Source organism: Rhizobium sp. R635 (assembly GCF_002211285.1).
GTDB lineage: Bacteria > Pseudomonadota > Alphaproteobacteria > Rhizobiales > Rhizobiaceae > Rhizobium.
Genome location: NZ_LOKX01000008.1, coordinates 25,034 through 40,967, shown reverse-complemented (window position 1 = coordinate 40,967; position 15,934 = coordinate 25,034). Strand labels below are relative to the sequence as shown.

The following is a 15,934-nucleotide window of genomic DNA, read 5'->3' as shown; positions in this document are numbered from 1 at the left end:
GCCGCCCCCTCATCCGCCCTACGGGCACCTTCTCCCCGCTGGGGAGAAGGGGGAACCGAGACGCTGCCGCGAGTCTCTTCTCCCCAGCGGGGAGAAGGTGCCGGCAGGCGGATGAGGGGGCCGCACGGCACGGCTTTCATTGCTTTCGCGTATGCTCAGCGTAGATGCAACGAAGTCAACCCAACCGTCAGGCCGCGCCGTACCGAGACGGTCACGGCCTGAACCTATTCGATCACACCTTGCCGGCCTTCACCTCGAGCACGCGGTTAGCCGCCGAAACGATCGCCTCCAGCGATGCCCCAACGATGTTGGTGTTGATCCCTGCCCCGAAGAGTTTGCCGCCGGGATAGGAGGTCTCGACATAGGAGATCGCCGCCGCGTTGGAGCCGTGCTGCAGCGAATGCTCGGAATAATCCTCCACCGACATCTCGATGCCGAGATAATGCGACAGCGCGTTGATGAAGCCGTCGATTGGGCCGTTGCCTTGCCCTTCGATGCGCTTGATCTCGCCGTTGTCGGTGATCTCGGCCGCGACGATCCGCTGGCCCTTGCGCTCCGTGTCGGGATAGGTGTGGTGATCGACGAACTTGAGGCGCGCATCGGGCTGCGTCACATAGCGCTCGATGAAGCGGTCATAGATACGCTTCGAGGGAAGCTCCTTGCCCTCTACGTCGGTGATGCGCTGGATGTCCTCGCGGAATTCGACCTGCAGGTTGCGCGGCAGGTTGAGCCCGTAATCCTGCTGCAGGATATAGGCGATGCCGCCCTTGCCGGACTGCGAGTTGATGCGGATGATCGCCTCGTAGGAACGGCCGACGTCACGCGGATCGATCGGCAGATAAGGCACTTCCCACACCGGATGGTTGGCGACCTGTGCGGCCTTCATGCCCTTGTTGATCGCATCCTGATGCGAGCCGGAGAAGGCCGTATAGACCAGCTCGCCGACATAGGGGTGACGCTCTGCAATCGCCATCTGGTTCGAATATTCGAACACTTCCTTGATGCGCTCGATGTTCGAGCAGTCGATCCCGGGATCAACCCCTTGCGTGAACATGTTGAGCGCCATCGTCACCACGTCGACATTGCCGGTGCGCTCGCCATTGCCGAAGAGCGTGCCTTCGACGCGGTCGGCGCCCGCCAGCAAGGCCAGCTCGGCGGCGGCGATGCCGGTGCCGCGGTCGTTATGCGGATGCAGCGAGACGATCAGGTTCTCGCGGTTGTCGAGGTTGCGGCACATCCATTCGATCTGGTCGGCATAGACGTTCGGCGTCGCCATCTCGACGGTGGAAGGCAGGTTGATGATCAGCTTGTTGTCGGGCGTCGGCTTCACCACCTCGATGACGGCGTTGCAGATTTCCAGCGCCACTTCCAGCTCGGTGCCGGTGAAGCTTTCGGGCGAATATTCGAAGCGGTAGCCGCCGCCGGCCTTGGCCGCCATGTCGGTGATCATCTTGGCCGCATCGACGGCGATCTGCTTGATGCCCTGCACATCCTTGGCGAAAACGACGCGGCGCTGCAGCTCGCTGGTGGAATTATAGAAATGCACGATCGGCTGGTTGGCGCCTTCCAGCGCTTCGAAGGTGCGGGTGATCAACTCCGGGCGGCACTGCACCAGCACCTGCAGGGAGACGTCGGCGGGCACGTTGCCCTCTTCCACGCACCAGCGGGCGAAATCGAAATCCGTCTGCGAAGCCGAGGGGAAACCGATCTCGATTTCCTTGAAGCCCATCTCGAGCAGCAGATGGAACATCCGCGCCTTGCGGTCGTGGCCCATCGGGTCGACCAGCGCCTGGTTGCCGTCGCGCAAGTCCACCGAGCACCAGACCGGCGCCTTGGTGATGGTCTTCGTCGGCCAGGTGCGGTCGGCAATGTTGACTTGAGGATAGGGCCGGTATTTCAGCGCCGCATCGGGCATGCCTTTTGCGGAGGATCGGCTGGTGGTGTTGTCCATTGTCTTGTCTCCTCATCCGGCATTTGCTCCGCCTCTTAGCCGATCACGTCGGGCTTGGCGATAAACAAATGCGGACCTTCGTCGGTCGTTAGGTCAATTTTGAAAGTGAGTCGCGAGGAGCGATGGCCGGGCGGGCTTTCGGCCGCCGGGCGCTCCTCAAAGGACCCGGCAACCGCGCGTAAGGCCGAGGAGAAGAAGCGAGGTCAGGGCGCGCGAGGAGTCACGCAGGGCGATGCGGCCGCGTGCAATCGTCTCGGAAATCTTGGCGCCAGAGGTCTTCATGGCCGCGCTTATAGCCTTGGGCTGCGAAACTGGCAAGCCCTCGCGGCCCGCCGGCTTGCGTTACTTCTGCCGAGCGCGATCTTTCGACATCTTCACCAGCCGCGACAGCGCCAGCATCAGCCCGCCGGCGATCAATCCCCAGAAGGCGCCCGAGATGCCGCCGAAGGACACGCCGGATGCCGTGACGAGAAAAGTGATCGCCGCCGCCTCGCGCGATTCCTGCGCCTGGAAGGCCGACATCGCCGAGGACGAAAAGGCGCCGACCAGCGCCAGCCCCGCCACCGCCTCGATCAGGACGGGAGGCGCGAGCGCCACGAAAGCCGTCACCGCGCCGGCGAGCAGCCCGAGGATAATATAACCGACGCCGGCGATCAGCGATGCCCAATAGCGCCGCTTCGGATCGGCATGAGCATCCTGGCCCGCGCACATCGCCGCGGTGATCGCCGCCAGATTGACGGCATGGCCGCCGAAGGGCGCTGAGAGCAGCGAGAAGAAGCCGGTAACGGCAAAGAGTGGGCCGGGCTTCGGGTCGTAGAAATTGACCTTCAGCACCGCGATGCCGGGAATGTTCTGCGAGGCCATGGTGACGATGAAGAGCGGCAGCGCGATCGAGATGAAAGCCGCAAGGCTGAACACCGGCCGGACGATTTCCGCCGTCGGCACCAGCGACCGTTCGAGCGAAGCGAAGGCGCCGTCGGGGATATCGACGCCGAAAGCGAGTACCAGCACGAAGGCGGCGAGAGCGGCCGGCACCGCCCAGAGCCGCTTGAATGCGCCGACGACGATCCAGGAAATGACGATCGGCAGCCCGAGCAGCGGATTGAAGCCGATCGCCTTCACCGGCGCGAAGCAGAGGCCGATCAGCACGCCGGCGAGCATCGCATTGGCAAGTGGCGCGGGAATGGCGGCAACCGCGCGCCCGAGCGGCTTGAACAGCCCGGCAATGACGATCAGCGCCGCGCAGATGAGAAACGCTCCGACCGCCGCATTGAAGCCGCCCTCGATCGCGCCGGTGCTTGCGAGCAGTGCCGCGCCCGGCGTCGACCACGCAATGCTGATCGGCAATCGGGTCACGGCGCTGAGCACGATCGCGCAGATCCCCATCGAGATCGACAATGCCATCAGCCCCGAAGCTGCCTGCGCCTCCGTGGCGCCGACCGCCCGCAGCCCGTGCAGCACGACGGCGAAGGAGCTGGCGGAACCGACGAAAGCGGTCAGCAGACCCATGAACAGAGCCTGGACGGAAAAATCTTTGAGCATGGCGGACTCGCGTGCTGCGGGAATGCGCATGGAGCATGATGGTTGCCGCGCGCGCAAGCCCGGATTCGGCTCTTTCCGTCCAGCCTCGCCTGTGGGCAAGCGCAGGCATCATCCAAAAACAAACCGCCCTCGCCTGCGGTCGGCAGGCAAGGGCGGTTTTTAACAGTGTCTGCTCAGAAAGCTCAGATGTCGGCCTGCGACGTCACGATCCGCGAGACGAGGCCGTAGTCCTTCGCCTCTTCGGCCGAGAGCCAATAGTCGCGATCCGTATCCTTGGCGATCTTGTCGAGCGGCTGGCCGGTGGCCGCCGCCATAATCTTGTTCAGGCGCTCGTTCATCTTGATGATCTCGCGGGCCTGGATCTCGATGTCGGATGCCATGCCGCGCGTGCCGCCCGACGGTTGGTGTAGCAGGAAGCGCGTGTTCGGCAGGCACAGGCGCTGCTCCTTCGGAGCGGCGACATAAATCAGCGCGCCGGCCGAAGCGACCCAGCCCGTACCGATCATCCAGACCTTCGGCTTGATGAACTTGATCATGTCATGGATGGAATCGCCGGATTCGACGTGGCCGCCGGGCGAATTGACGTAGATGCGGATGTCTTCGTCGCTGGCGGCGGCAAGCGCGACGAGCTGCGAGCAGACCTTCTGCGCCAGTTCCTGATTGATCGGTCCATAGATGAAGATCGAACGCGACTTGAAAAGATTCGCCTCCGTTTCCTTGCCGAGCGGCAGTTCCTTCGTCTTGTCGTCCTGGTCTTCGTCGTTCATTCGAACCTCTCGGAGATGAATTCGGGTTCCTCGCACATAATGCGACTCAATGCCTAAAACAATGCGGGAAAAACACAAGGCACCGAAGCGGTGGAGATATCCTTAAGAAGCCGCACGCCGTTCTGCAAGCCTTACTGAAATGTAACGGGCAAAGGCTTTGAAAAGCCTGAATCGGTTCCTACCTCACCCCTCACGCGGCAACGCCGCATCGGAACAACAGGAGACAGGACATGTCACCGGAAGAACGCCAATTGCTGACCGCCCTCTTCGACCGCGTGCGCACCGCGCAAGCCCAGCCGCGCGACCGCGATGCCGAAGCGCTGATCGACCAGGCGACCCGCGAGCAGCCCTCGGCCACCTATTATCTCGCCCAGGCCGTCATCGTTCAGGAAAAAGGGCTGGAGGCGGCCGCCAACCACATCAAGGAACTCGAGGAGCGCGTCCGCCAGCTCGAAGCCGGCGCCGGCGACCACCGCCAGGCCGAACAGGGCGGCGGCTTCCTGAGCTCGATCTTCGGCAACACCCAGACGCAGCAGCCGGCTCCGGTTCCCTCCAATCCCGGCCCCTGGGGCCAACCGTCCCGCAGTTATGACGAACCCCGCGATACCCGCCAGATGCAGCAGCAGCCGAGCGGCCCGTGGAGCCAGCAGGCCTACACGCCGTCTGCCGGCGGCAGCTTCCTGCGCGGCGCGCTCGGCACGGCAGCCGGTGTGGCCGGCGGCATGCTGCTTGCCAATTCGCTGAGCGGCATCTTCGGCAACCACATGTCCTCGCTCGGCTGGGGCTCGCCCTTCGGCGCCAACCCCTTCGGCAATGCGGCCGCGCCAACCGAGGAAACCGTCATCAACAATTATTTCGGCAACGACGATACCCGCCAGGCATCGGATAATGCCGGCAATGACAATGACGGCAATGTGCAGCAGGCCGATTACGACGATGGCGATGATTACAGCGATGACTCGTCCGGGGACGTTACGGATGTTTGAGGTTTAGCTGTTGGAGACGGGCAGCGTTTGCCGCAGCGTATCCCGGCCCTTCGCTTTGGCTCAGGGCGTTCGTCGCTGCAATCGATTCACTGGATCGATTGCTCGGGCTTCGCCCGACCGCTCCTCACCCACGCCCGCGATATGTAGCAACCCCTTGCTCCGGCAGCCACACGCCTTCCGGCGGCTTGCCCGTCTGCCAGAAAACGTCGATCGGAATGCCGCCGCGCGGATACCAGTAGGCGCCGATCCGGAGCCACTTGGGATCGAGCAGCTCGACGATGCGCTTGGCGATGTAGATCGAGCAATCCTCGTGGAAGGCGCCGTGATTGCGGAAGGAAAACAGGAAGAGCTTCAGCGACTTCGATTCCACCAGCCATTCGCCCGGGATGTAGTCGATGACGATATGGGCGAAATCCGGCTGCCCCGTCATCGGGCAGAGCGAAGTGAATTCCGGCGCGGTGAAGCGCACGACGTAATCGGTGCCGGCATGGGTGGCCGGCACTTTTTCCAGCACCGCCTCCTCCGGCGATTTTGCGGTTTCGGTCTGCTGGCCCAGCATCGACAGGCTGGAAACATCTGTATTCGGCATCATGCCTCCTTGACGACTTTGACGCGGATGCCATGGGCCTTTTCGCCCTCCGGCTCCACGTGAATGGCTATTTTGGCGCCCTGATGCACGGCGCTGATGGCATCCTCAAGGCGGTCGCATATATCATGCGCCTGCCGAACCGACATAGAGCCGGGCACCACCATATGAAAATCGATGAAGGTGACGGCACCCGCCCGCCTCGTCTTCAGATCGTGCACACCGATCGAGCCCGCCGCATGGGTGGCGATCGCCTGCTTGATCGCCTCCTCCTCCTGCGGCTCGACCGCTTGGTCCATCAGCCCGCCGATCGATTGCGAGATCACCTTCCAACCCTGATAGAGGATGTTGATCGCAACGAGGATGGCAAGCACCGGGTCGAAGATCGCATAACCGGTCGCCAGCGCGAGCAGCAGGCCGGCGAGCACGCCGACTGATGTCACCACATCCGACATGATATGCTGGCCATCCGCCGTCAGCGCCGCCGAACGGTGTTTGCGCCCGGTCCGGATCAACAGCCGCGCCCAGACCGCATTGATGAGACCGGCGGCGAAGTTGATCGCGAGGCCGAGCACCGGCGCGTCGAGCATGCGCGGCTCGCTGAGATAACCGATCGCCTCGTTGACGATCAGGAGCGCGGCGACGACGATCAGCACGCCTTCGGTGACGGCAGACAGATATTCCGCCTTGTGATGACCGAAGGGGTGGTCGTGATCGGCCGGCTTCTGCGCATAGCGGATGACGAAGAAAGCGATGAAGGCGGCAACGACGTTGACGGTCGATTCGAGCCCATCCGACAGCAGCGCCACCGAGCCGGTGACCCACCACGCCACCATCTTCAGCCCCATGACGCCGAGCGACAGCGGAATGCCCCACATCGCCAGCTTCCGAACCGTAAGATCGCCGTGGTCGTTCATATCGTCCTCCTGCGGTTGCGAATGAATTGCAGGGTCCAAGCCATTGAAATGCAAAACCGCCCGCGCGAATGTCGCGCAGGCGGTTCAGTTGAGGGTGATATGGGCGATGATGGCGGATTTGTCAAAGAGAATGACACGTCCTTCACAGCGGTTAGGGCCTTGACCGGAAAACAGCGGCGCGGTTCAGCCAGCCGGATCTTGGACGACAGGCTGCGGCCAGCGTAAGAGAGCGGCCTGGCCTGCCGGCGTCAGGGCATAGACACCCTTCTCCCGGCGTTCGAACCATCCGTAGACATTGTCGCGCAGGATCGGACCGGCCTTTGATGTCAGCGCCTTCATATCGCGCGGCCTTACGATTCCCCGCTCGAGTGCCGAGGCACAGAGCAGCGCCTGCTGGCGGTAGGCGGTCATGATCGGCGCCCGCGAACCGCCGCCGACGGCGGGATCGCCACGGCGACGCTGATGCTCCTTGACGAGGCGCGTGCGCCGCTTCGGGTTGGTGCGCGGCATCGGCGAGACGGAACTGACGATGACGCTGACCTCACCGCCATCGGAGACGCCAAGCATGCCGATACCGAGCCGCCGGCAGAGATCGCGGTAGCGTTTGTCGGCCTCCCGCCCACGCCCCTTGGCCGAAACACGCGCCGCGATCCAGACCTCATCGCTCATCGCGGCGCGATCGACCGCCTGGAGAAGCAGTTCGAGATTGAACGAGAGCTTGAGTTCGCAGACCACCACGACAGGCGGCTCGCCATCGCTCAGGCCGACGAGATCGCATCCGCCGACCTCTCCCTTCACGACATAACCGGCCGCCTCCAGGAAGGTTTTGACCGGCAGGTAGAGCGACGTCTCCATGAAACCACGCCTCAGGCGGCGTTGAGATCGGCAATCTCGCCATATCGCGCGAGCAATCGCGGCGAGGTCATGTCGCCGGTTTCCTCGTCGACGATGACGGCATAGGCCGCGACGCCGACGAAACGGTCAGCCATCGCGGACGCGATCTTTTCGGCACTGATGGAATTCGACGCCTGGCGCATTTCACCGGGCACGAGATTGCCGCGGTTCTTGCGATAAGGGAGGATGATGAACTTTTCAGCATTGGCCACGGCGATGAGTCCCGGTTGATCGTTCCTGAAATGTTCTGATTTGTCAGAAGAAGTCAACCATGCGCTGCCATGCTTGCCTGGCAATTATTCCGACGTTGGAGCGCCCGCTCCGCCCTTCCCACGACAAGGAAGGGCGAACCGGAATTGCCATCAAGCAGCCTTCGTCTTCACCTTGCGCGCCAGATGCGCCACGACATTCTCGATCATCCGCATGCCGGCATCACCGCCGAGCGTCATGATCGATTCCGGGTGGAACTGCACCGCGGCGATCGGCTCCTTCTCATGCTCGATGCCCATGATCGTGCCATCCTCGCTTTCCGCCGTGATGATGAACTCGCGCGGCAGCGTCGAGGGATCGGCGAAAATCGAATGGTAGCGGCCGACGGTCACTTCTTTCGAAAGGCCGGAGAAGACGATGCCCGGCTCCAGCACGCGGATGCGCGACGGCTTGCCGTGCATCGGCAGCGCGAGATGACGCAGTTCCCCGCCATAGGCTTCGGCGAGCGCCTGCAGGCCGAGGCAGACCCCGAAGATCGGCAGGTTGCGCGCCCGCGCCTTCTTGATCGTCGCCTTGCAGTCGAAATCCTTGGGCGTCCCGGGCCCGGGCGACAGCACGACGAGATCCGGGTTCAGCCGGTCGAAGATCTCTTCCGGCACCGGCGTGCGCACGGTCGAAACCGTCGCGCCCGTCTGGCGGAAATAATTGGCGAGCGTGTGGACGAAGCTGTCCTCATGGTCGACGAGCAGGATGCTGACGCCCTTGCCGACGGAAGCAACGTCGCGCTGGATCTTGCCGGAATTGCCGATCTTGGCGTCTCGGATAGCGGAAAGCATGGCGGAGGCCTTCAGTTCGGTTTCGGCTTCTTCTTCCTCGGGAATGGAATCGTTGAGCAGCGTCGCGCCGGCGCGCACTTCGGCGATGCCATCCTTGATGCGCACGGTGCGCAGCGTCAGGCCGGTATTCATGTCGCCGTTGAAGCCGACCATGCCGATTGCCCCACCATACCATGCGCGCGGGCTCTTTTCATGGCTCTCGATGAAGCGCATCGCCCAGAGCTTCGGCGCGCCGGTGACGGTGACGGCCCAGGCGTGGCTGAGGAACCCGTCGAAGGCGTCCATGTCGTCGCGCAGCCGCCCTTCGATGTGGTCGACCGTGTGGATGAGGCGCGAATACATCTCGATCTGCCGGCGGCCGATCACCTTCACCGAGCCCGGTTCGCAAACCCGGCTCTTGTCGTTGCGGTCGACGTCCGAGCACATGGTCAGCTCGGATTCGTCCTTCTTGGAATTCAGGAGCTTCAGGATCTGCTCGCTGTCGGCGATCGGATCGTCGCCGCGCTTGATCGTGCCCGAGATCGGGCAGGTCTCGATGCGGCGGCCGGACACGCGCACGAACATCTCCGGCGAGGCGCCGACCAGATATTCCTGGTTGCCGAGATTGATGAAGAAGGAATAGGGCGACGGATTGATCGCCTTCAGCCGCCTGGAAATATCCGAAGGCTTGCTTTCGCAGCGCTCCATGAACTTCTGCCCGGGCACGACTTCGAAGAGATCGCCCTTGCGGAAACTTTCCTTCGCCTTGGTGACGAGCTCGGCATATTCGCCCGGCCGGTGATCGCTCTTCGGCGGAATGGCATCCGTGTGCTTGAAAGGCTCCGGCGCGATATCCTGGGCCTTGCCTTCGGTCGTCTCGCCGTCTTTCTCGAAATCATAACGGTCGATCCAGGCCTTGGCGGCATAGTTGTCGACGACGAGGATCTCGTCCGGCAGGAAGAGCACCATGTCGCGCTGGTCGGAGGGCCGCGTCAGCTTCAGATTGATCGCATCGAACTGGAAGGCGATGTCGTAGCCGAAGGCGCCGTAGAGGCCGAGGCTCGCATCCGCCTGCGAATAGAAGAGGTCGGTGACGGCGCGCAGCACGGTAAAGACCGTCGGCATCTTCGAGCGCTCTTCCTCGGTGAACACCCGGTCCGGCGTCTTGACGGAGAGGTCGAGGCGGCGGGCGGAGGAAGCGCCGAGCACGATCTCGGACACTGTCTTCAGCCGCTCGGCCACGAAGCCGAGGATGACCTCGCCGCGCTCGTTATAGGCTTCGATCCAGACGTCGCGCCCGAAGGAGGAGATGCCGAGCGGCGGGTCGACGACGGCGGTGTCCCAGCGCGTATAACGGCCCGGATATTCGTAGTTCGACGAAAACACCGCGCCGCGGCGCTCGTCGAGCTTGTCGATATAGGAAGAGACCGCGTCGGCATAGGGGATTGCCCGCCGCTGCCGGGTGACAGTGATGCCGCCCTTGGTCTCGTAGATTTCCGCACCATCATCCCGCAGGATCGTTACCATAATTCCACTCCGTTATCGGGGCCCGGACGACAGGCGGCGATAAAACAAAAAAGCCGCCTCGAAGTTTCGGGCGGCTCACTCGTCGTCGTCTTTGGACACGATTGGTCGAGGCCGCCTCAGCGAGCCCACCACCAAACAGCAATGTTCAAAGACTTGATCATGGAGAAAATTGTTAGCCTGAGATCCGCCGCCGCGCAAGAGGCGATTGCGGGAATGAAAAGGGCGGCCCGAAAGCCGCCCCTCCCCCAGCCTTGAAAGTGTCGCCGGCAATCAGAAGGTCTTGGTGAGCGAGACCTTGAAGGTACGGCCAGGCTCGGAATACCAATCACGCGGCTGCGATGCCGTCGCCGAGCTGAGATTGACGTCGCGTACGGCGAGCGCGTTGAAATATTCCTGATCGAAGATGTTGTAGACCCCGGCTTGAACGCGCAGGCCCGGCAACTGTTCCGGCGTCCACCACCCGGTCAGGTCGACGATCGCGTAACCGGGCGCATCGAAGGTCGTGTCGGCGGTGTTGGTGACGGGTGTATTGAGATGGTCCGTGAGCATGCCGGCCGATAGCGTCGAGGAAAGGTCGAAGCCGAAGGTCTCGTTGCTCCAGCCACCGCCGATAATCGCCTTGAACGGCGCCACCGAGCGCAGGCGCTGGGTGGTATCCTCGTTCCTGCCATAGGCATAGGCAAGCGAGGCATGCAGATTTATGCCGTTGTTGAACGTCTTGGCGGCGCTGGCTTCAATGCCCGAGATCACGGCCGACGACACGTTCGTGTAATTGAACTCCGTGAAGCCGGTCGCGTCCCTGGTTGTCACCGTCTCGATGAAGTTCTGATAGCGGGTGTGGAAAACCGCGACCCTGCCGGTGAAATCGCCCGTATCGAAATTGGCGCCGACTTCGACACCGCGACCGATTTCCGGTTCCAGATCGGGATTGCCGAGCTGGGCGTAGCGGGCCGTGGGATTGTAGAAGCGGCTGTAGAGCTCGTCCACCGTGGGGGCACGGAAGCCGACGGCCAGCTGCGCATAGAGCTGCACGTCGGGCGTCAGGTCGTATGTCGCAAGAATCTTCGGCGACATGCCGGCTTCCGTCCGGTCCTGCGGATCGCCGAAACGGGTAAGCCCCGTATTATTTGCGAAGCCGCCGCCGGTCGACGGATTGTAGTTGAACCAGTCGAAGCGCACACCTGGCGTCAGCGTAAAGCCGGTATTGCCGATTTCGATCTTGTCTTCGACAACTAGCCCAAGGTTCTGGCTGTCGACATCGGGCACTTCCGCCTGATTGTTCAGTGCCGGGCAGGTGGTCGCCGTCGGGCAAAGACCCCAGCTGTACTGGCTCCAGTTGGAGACGCCGACATCGAGCCCGACGCGAACGGAGTGGCTGAGACCGGAATATTCGAAATCCTTCGTCGCCGTGCCGCTGAAGCCCCAGGTTTCGTTTTCGATCTCGTTGTTGCGGCCATAGGCCACATTGGCGGTCGTGCGGCCCCTGCTGCCGGCTTCCTTCTTCAAATCCAGCCAGTAAAGCGTGGCGCGCGCGCTGCTGAAGAAAGCGTCGGAAGACTGCGCCTCATAATCGTAATCGAGCGATACGCGGTCGCGGTCGCGCAGTTCGCGGCCGTCATAATTGTCGATCATGTAGTTGCGGGGTGTCGTGCCGCCTTGAAGTTCGCGCAGATCGGTCTTGAGATCGCGGCGGAAGCGTTCCGCCGTCAAGCCGATGCGATGGCCGCCTTCCAGATCCTGGCGCAGCTTGAAGAGCAGGTTGTTCTGATCGAAATCGGCCGGATCCGCCTCGGTGCGAAGACGGCCATAGCTGTCATTGTCGCCCATATTGTCGCGTTCATGACCCTTGCGGTAGCCGCCCTGAAACAGGATCGACGTGCCGCCGATCTTCTTGGCGGCGGCGGCCGAGCCGGAAATGCTGCGGTCTTCGCTGTCATAGGTGGACTTGACGATCGCGCCCCAGTCGCGGCCCTCGGGAATGAGATCCTCCGGCTCCAGCGTATTGAGAACGATGGCGCCGCCGAGCATGCCGGAACCGCCCTTGCTCGAATCCGCGCCGCGCACGATATCGAGCGAGGACAGCGAGTCGAAATCGAACAGATCGCCACCGCCGTTGGCGTTGGCCGGCGCGAAGGCCCCTTGGCGCGCGCTGTTCGAAATATAGGGGATCGGAATGCCGTCGATCGTGGTCAGGATGCGGGAACCGGAAAGGCCGCGCAGATTGAAGCCGGAGTCGGCACGCGAATAATTCACGCTTGCATCGACGCTGCGGCCGATATCGTCGTAATGGGTGACTTGCTTCTCGTCCAGCTGCTTCTTGGTGATTTCAGTCGCGAGCGGCGTGTCGGCGACGCTGCCCGGAGCCACGCGTTTGCCCTTGACGACGATCTTCTGCAGAGTGGTGGCATCCTCCGCCGCCGCTTCCGGCGTGGTAGCCGAAGCGCTTTGCGCGAAAGACTGCGCAACAGGAAGAACAACTGCGGCTGCCGTGCAGACCAATAGAACCGAGCGCCAATGCCGGACGATCATAACCTACCCTCTCATGATGATTACCGGGCTGGCTGGTCGTGGCGCGTCGAACGCTCGAGGGGCTGGCTGGGCTTTTGCGGATGAAGACGAAGCAGAATTCCGCCTTCTTTTTGCCGCATAAAAAACATGAGCAATATTGTCAACATATAGCGCCGATTTATGTTGAATATTATCATCAAGTTTTAATGATCTTCCAAAACGTTGCGCATTTGCAACGAAATCCGCCCTCGCGCATTATCCCTAGCTATCGATCAGGGAATGGATGCGTTTGAGAAAACTTTCGATACTGGCGATCCTGCTCGCCGCGACCGCCTTTCTTGCCGGCGCCCGCCTGCCCCAACAAGGTCCATTGCCCGAACCCAGGCCCGATGCCGGGCAGGCGGCGAGCCCCACCTCCCCGGCCTCGGAGAAAACGGAACCGCCCGCACCTGAAGGGGTGCCGGCCCCTCAGCCGAAGCCTGACGCCAAGGATCAAGAGACACCTGCACCTGACCAGCCGTCCGCCCCGCCAGCCGAACCGGCAAAGCCCGAGCCCGCGGAACCCGTGCAAGGCCCGCCGTTGCCACCAGGACATCTCGAAAGTCCGCAGATGCCGCCGGCAGAAAAGCCGCCCGGCGAGCAGACGCTTGAAGAGCAGCACCTGACGATCGAACCCGAAAGCGATGCCGAGCATGCCGAATGCACGGCCGCGCTGAAGGCTCTCGGCGTCGTCTTCAAGGAAGCGCCGCGCATCGACGACGGCAACGGCTGCGGCATCGACAAGCCGATCATCGTTTCCGAAGCCCTGCCAGGCATCACGCTGAAGCCGGAGGCGACGATTCGCTGCCCGGCCGCACTCGCCCTTGCCCGCTGGATGAAGGAGAGCGTCATCCCCGCCGCTTCCGCCGCCCTGCCGGAGCAGGGCCGCCTCACGTCAGTCAACCAGGCAACGTCCTATATGTGCCGCCTGCGCAACGGCGCCGAAACCGGCAAGATCTCCGAACACGCCCGCGGCAACGCCATCGACATTGCAAGCTTCCATTTCGAAAAAGGCGAGGATGTCGCCGTCCGCTCCCGCCGCGAGGACTCGACATTGACCGGCGCCTTCCAGCGCACCGTCAGCGCCGCCGGCTGCCTCTACTTCACCACCGTCCTCGACCCCGAAAGCGACGCGGCCCACGAAACCCATTTCCATCTCGACATCATCGAAAGGAAGGGCGGCTATCGTTATTGCCATTGATGGTTGAAGCGCTAGAAGCCCGCCATCAAGCAAGATTTGGCGAGGAACGGAAACAGCGCGACATACCCCTTCTCCCCAGCGGGGAGAAGGTGGCCCGAAGGGTCGGATGAGGGGGCCACACGCAACACCTTCAGTAATAGTCTACACCGCACAACGCTGGCAACGCCGTCTCCGGCATCCCAAACACGCCGAAACGATACCAGCACGGTCGAAGCCGGCATGGACGTTCTTGAGAAGCCGTTTTCGCGGCCCCTCACCACGCCCAATCAGAACAACCCCTCGATATAACCCTGCTCATTCAGAAAAATCCGTTCCGCCGAGGGCGATTTCGGCAGGCCGGGCATCGTCATGATCTCGCCGGTGATGGCGACGACGAAGCCGGCTCCGGCGGAAAGCCGCACCTCCCGCACGGAGACGATATGGCCTTCCGGCGCGCCGCGGAGATTCGGGTCAGTGGAGAAGGAATACTGCGTCTTCGCCATGCAGACCGGCAGTTTGCCGTAGCCCTGCTCCTCCCATGTCTGCAACTGGTCGCGCACCGCCTTGTCGGCCGTCACCTCGCCGGCATGGTAGATCTTCGAGGCGACGATCTCGATCTTTTCGAACAGTGAAAGGTCGTCGCCGTAGAGCGGCTGGAATTTCGCCTGGCCGGATTCGGCCAGTTCCACCACCTTATGCGCCAGTTCCTCGATGCCGGCCGAGCCCTTGGCCCAGTGCTGGCAGAGGATCGCTTCGGCGCCGAGCCGCGAGACGAATTCCTTCACCGCCGCGATCTCGGCATCAGTATCCGTGACGAAATGATTGATCGCGACGACCACGGGCACGCCGAAGCGGCGCACATTGGCCACATGCCGGCCGAGATTGGCGCAGCCCTTCTTCAGCGCCGCGACATCCTCCGTGCCGAGATCCTCCTTCTTCACACCGCCATTCATCTTCAGCGCCCTGACGGTCGCGACGATGACGGCCGCATCCGGTTTCAGCCCGGCCTTACGGCACTTGATGTCGAAGAATTTCTCCGCGCCGAGATCGGCCCCGAAGCCTGCTTCCGTCACCACATAATCACCGAGCTTCAGCGCCGTCTTCGTCGCCGTCACCGAATTGCAGCCATGGGCGATGTTGGCGAAGGGGCCGCCGTGTACGAAGGCCGGATTGTTCTCCAGGGTCTGCACCAGGTTCGGCTGCATCGCATCCTTCAAGAGCACCGCCATGGCGCCATCGGCTTTCAGATCGCGCGCATGCACCGGCGTCCTGTCGAAGCGGTAGCCGACGATGATGTCGCCGAGCCGCCGCTCCAGATCCTTGAGATCGGTGGCGAGGCAGAGGATCGCCATCACCTCGGAGGCGACGGTGATGTCGAAGCCGCCCTGGCGCGGGAAGCCGTTGGCAACGCCGCCGAGCGAGGAGACCATGCTCCTCAGCGCCCGGTCGTTCATGTCCATGACCCGCCGCCAGGTGATGCGGCGGATGTCGATATTCTCCTCGTTGCCCCAGTAGATGTGGTTGTCGATCATCGCCGCCAGCAGATTGTGCGCCGAGGTGATCGCATGGAAATCGCCGGTGAAATGCAGGTTGATGTCTTCCATCGGCACGACCTGCGCATAGCCGCCGCCGGCCGCTCCCCCCTTGACGCCGAAGCAGGGGCCGAGCGACGCCTCACGGATACAGACGATCGCTTTCCTGCCGATCCGGTTCAGCCCGTCGCCGAGACCGACGGTCGTCGTCGTCTTGCCCTCGCCCGCCGGCGTCGGATTGATCGCGGTGACGAGGATCAGCCTGCCGTCCTTCTTGCCCGCCTGCGCCGCAATGAAATCGGCGCTGATCTTTGCCTTGTCGTGACCATAGGGAACGAGCTGCTCGGCCGGAATGCCGAGCGTCGCCCCGATTTCGACGATCGGTTTCTTGGCCGCGGCGCGCGCGATTTCGATATCGGATTTGATTGTTGGCATGGATGTTCCCCGTCCCGGCCCGCGCAGGCGCGAAGGCGTTTGTCC

At 62.7% G+C, this 15,934-nt stretch carries 12 protein-coding genes; 2 read left to right on the top strand and 10 right to left on the bottom strand.

All coding sequences use genetic code 11. The features are described 5' to 3' along the window. Nucleotides 1–232: 232 nt before the first annotated feature. The 3 genes from leuA to ATY78_RS08395 all read right to left on the bottom strand — a co-directional run bounded on the left by leuA (nucleotide 233) and on the right by ATY78_RS08395 (nucleotide 4,260). Nucleotides 233–1,951, bottom strand: coding sequence for a 2-isopropylmalate synthase (leuA, locus tag ATY78_RS08405; RefSeq protein ID WP_088681893.1), 1,719 nt, complete (start codon nucleotides 1,949–1,951; stop codon nucleotides 233–235). Between the two features lie 342 nt (nucleotides 1,952–2,293). Continuing rightward, the gene (locus tag ATY78_RS08400) at nucleotides 2,294–3,493 is read right to left on the bottom strand and encodes a benzoate/H(+) symporter BenE family transporter (protein WP_088681980.1); all 1,200 of its coding nucleotides are present in this window, start codon (nucleotides 3,491–3,493) and stop codon (nucleotides 2,294–2,296) included. Nucleotides 3,494–3,675: 182 nt separating this feature from the next. Next, nucleotides 3,676–4,260, bottom strand: coding sequence for an ATP-dependent Clp protease proteolytic subunit (locus ATY78_RS08395; protein ID WP_003593011.1), 585 nt, complete (start codon nucleotides 4,258–4,260; stop codon nucleotides 3,676–3,678). Between the two features lie 230 nt (nucleotides 4,261–4,490). On the opposite strand from ATY78_RS08395, the gene ATY78_RS08390 reads away from it, so the two are divergent. Then, entirely contained in the window at nucleotides 4,491–5,246 is a 756-nt protein-coding gene (locus tag ATY78_RS08390; protein ID WP_088681892.1) for a DUF2076 domain-containing protein, read from the top strand. A gap of 124 nt (nucleotides 5,247–5,370) precedes the next feature. Here the strand turns inward: ATY78_RS08390 and queF are convergent, their stop codons facing one another. The 6 genes from queF to ATY78_RS08360 form a co-directional block, all read right to left on the bottom strand. Beyond that, nucleotides 5,371–5,835 carry a preQ(1) synthase gene (queF, locus tag ATY78_RS08385; protein ID WP_088681891.1) on the bottom strand — a complete coding sequence of 155 codons (465 nt, stop codon included), beginning with the start codon at nucleotides 5,833–5,835 and terminating at the stop codon, nucleotides 5,371–5,373. Beyond that, nucleotides 5,835–6,749: a CDF family cation efflux transporter EmfA gene (gene emfA / locus ATY78_RS08380; protein WP_088681890.1), complete on the bottom strand. Its 915-nt coding sequence runs from the start codon at nucleotides 6,747–6,749 to the stop codon at nucleotides 5,835–5,837. The genes queF and emfA overlap by 1 nt, the downstream gene beginning before the upstream one ends. A gap of 183 nt (nucleotides 6,750–6,932) precedes the next feature. Beyond that, nucleotides 6,933–7,604: a DUF2161 family putative PD-(D/E)XK-type phosphodiesterase gene (locus ATY78_RS08375; RefSeq protein WP_088681889.1), complete on the bottom strand. Its 672-nt coding sequence runs from the start codon at nucleotides 7,602–7,604 to the stop codon at nucleotides 6,933–6,935. 11 nt (nucleotides 7,605–7,615) lie between these two features. Further along, nucleotides 7,616–7,855, bottom strand: coding sequence for a hypothetical protein (locus tag ATY78_RS08370; RefSeq protein WP_088681888.1), 240 nt, complete (start codon nucleotides 7,853–7,855; stop codon nucleotides 7,616–7,618). Between the two features lie 150 nt (nucleotides 7,856–8,005). Further along, on the bottom strand, nucleotides 8,006–10,195 hold the full coding sequence (locus ATY78_RS08365) for an anthranilate synthase (protein WP_088681887.1): 2,190 nt from the start codon (nucleotides 10,193–10,195) through the stop codon (nucleotides 8,006–8,008). Between the two features lie 270 nt (nucleotides 10,196–10,465). Further along, nucleotides 10,466–12,724 carry a TonB-dependent hemoglobin/transferrin/lactoferrin family receptor gene (locus ATY78_RS08360; RefSeq protein WP_088681886.1) on the bottom strand — a complete coding sequence of 753 codons (2,259 nt, stop codon included), beginning with the start codon at nucleotides 12,722–12,724 and terminating at the stop codon, nucleotides 10,466–10,468. 262 nt (nucleotides 12,725–12,986) lie between these two features. On the opposite strand from ATY78_RS08360, the gene ATY78_RS08355 reads away from it, so the two are divergent. Further along, on the top strand, nucleotides 12,987–13,943 hold the full coding sequence (locus ATY78_RS08355) for an extensin family protein (RefSeq protein WP_088681885.1): 957 nt from the start codon (nucleotides 12,987–12,989) through the stop codon (nucleotides 13,941–13,943). 266 nt (nucleotides 13,944–14,209) lie between these two features. Here the strand turns inward: ATY78_RS08355 and ATY78_RS08350 are convergent, their stop codons facing one another. Continuing rightward, entirely contained in the window at nucleotides 14,210–15,889 is a 1,680-nt protein-coding gene (locus ATY78_RS08350; RefSeq protein ID WP_088681884.1) for a formate--tetrahydrofolate ligase, read from the bottom strand. Between the last annotated feature and the right edge of the window lie 45 nt (nucleotides 15,890–15,934).

Excerpts from the sequence above, each read along its gene's own strand:
- queF (WP_088681891.1), bottom strand. The coding sequence starts at position 5,835 with ATGCCGAATACAGATGTTTCCAGCCTGTCGATGCTGGGCCAGCAGACC.
- ATY78_RS08365 (WP_088681887.1), bottom strand. The coding sequence starts at position 10,195 with ATGGTAACGATCCTGCGGGATGATGGTGCGGAAATCTACGAGACCAAG.
- ATY78_RS08360 (WP_088681886.1), bottom strand. The coding sequence starts at position 12,724 with ATGATCGTCCGGCATTGGCGCTCGGTTCTATTGGTCTGCACGGCAGCC.
- ATY78_RS08355 (WP_088681885.1), top strand. The coding sequence starts at position 12,987 with ATGCGTTTGAGAAAACTTTCGATACTGGCGATCCTGCTCGCCGCGACC.
- ATY78_RS08390 (WP_088681892.1), top strand. The coding sequence starts at position 4,491 with ATGTCACCGGAAGAACGCCAATTGCTGACCGCCCTCTTCGACCGCGTG.
- ATY78_RS08375 (WP_088681889.1), bottom strand. The coding sequence starts at position 7,604 with ATGGAGACGTCGCTCTACCTGCCGGTCAAAACCTTCCTGGAGGCGGCC.
- ATY78_RS08350 (WP_088681884.1), bottom strand. The coding sequence starts at position 15,889 with ATGCCAACAATCAAATCCGATATCGAAATCGCGCGCGCCGCGGCCAAG.
- ATY78_RS08400 (WP_088681980.1), bottom strand. The coding sequence starts at position 3,493 with ATGCTCAAAGATTTTTCCGTCCAGGCTCTGTTCATGGGTCTGCTGACC.
- ATY78_RS08395 (WP_003593011.1), bottom strand. The coding sequence starts at position 4,260 with ATGAACGACGAAGACCAGGACGACAAGACGAAGGAACTGCCGCTCGGC.
- emfA (WP_088681890.1), bottom strand. The coding sequence starts at position 6,749 with ATGAACGACCACGGCGATCTTACGGTTCGGAAGCTGGCGATGTGGGGC.
- leuA (WP_088681893.1), bottom strand. The coding sequence starts at position 1,951 with ATGGACAACACCACCAGCCGATCCTCCGCAAAAGGCATGCCCGATGCG.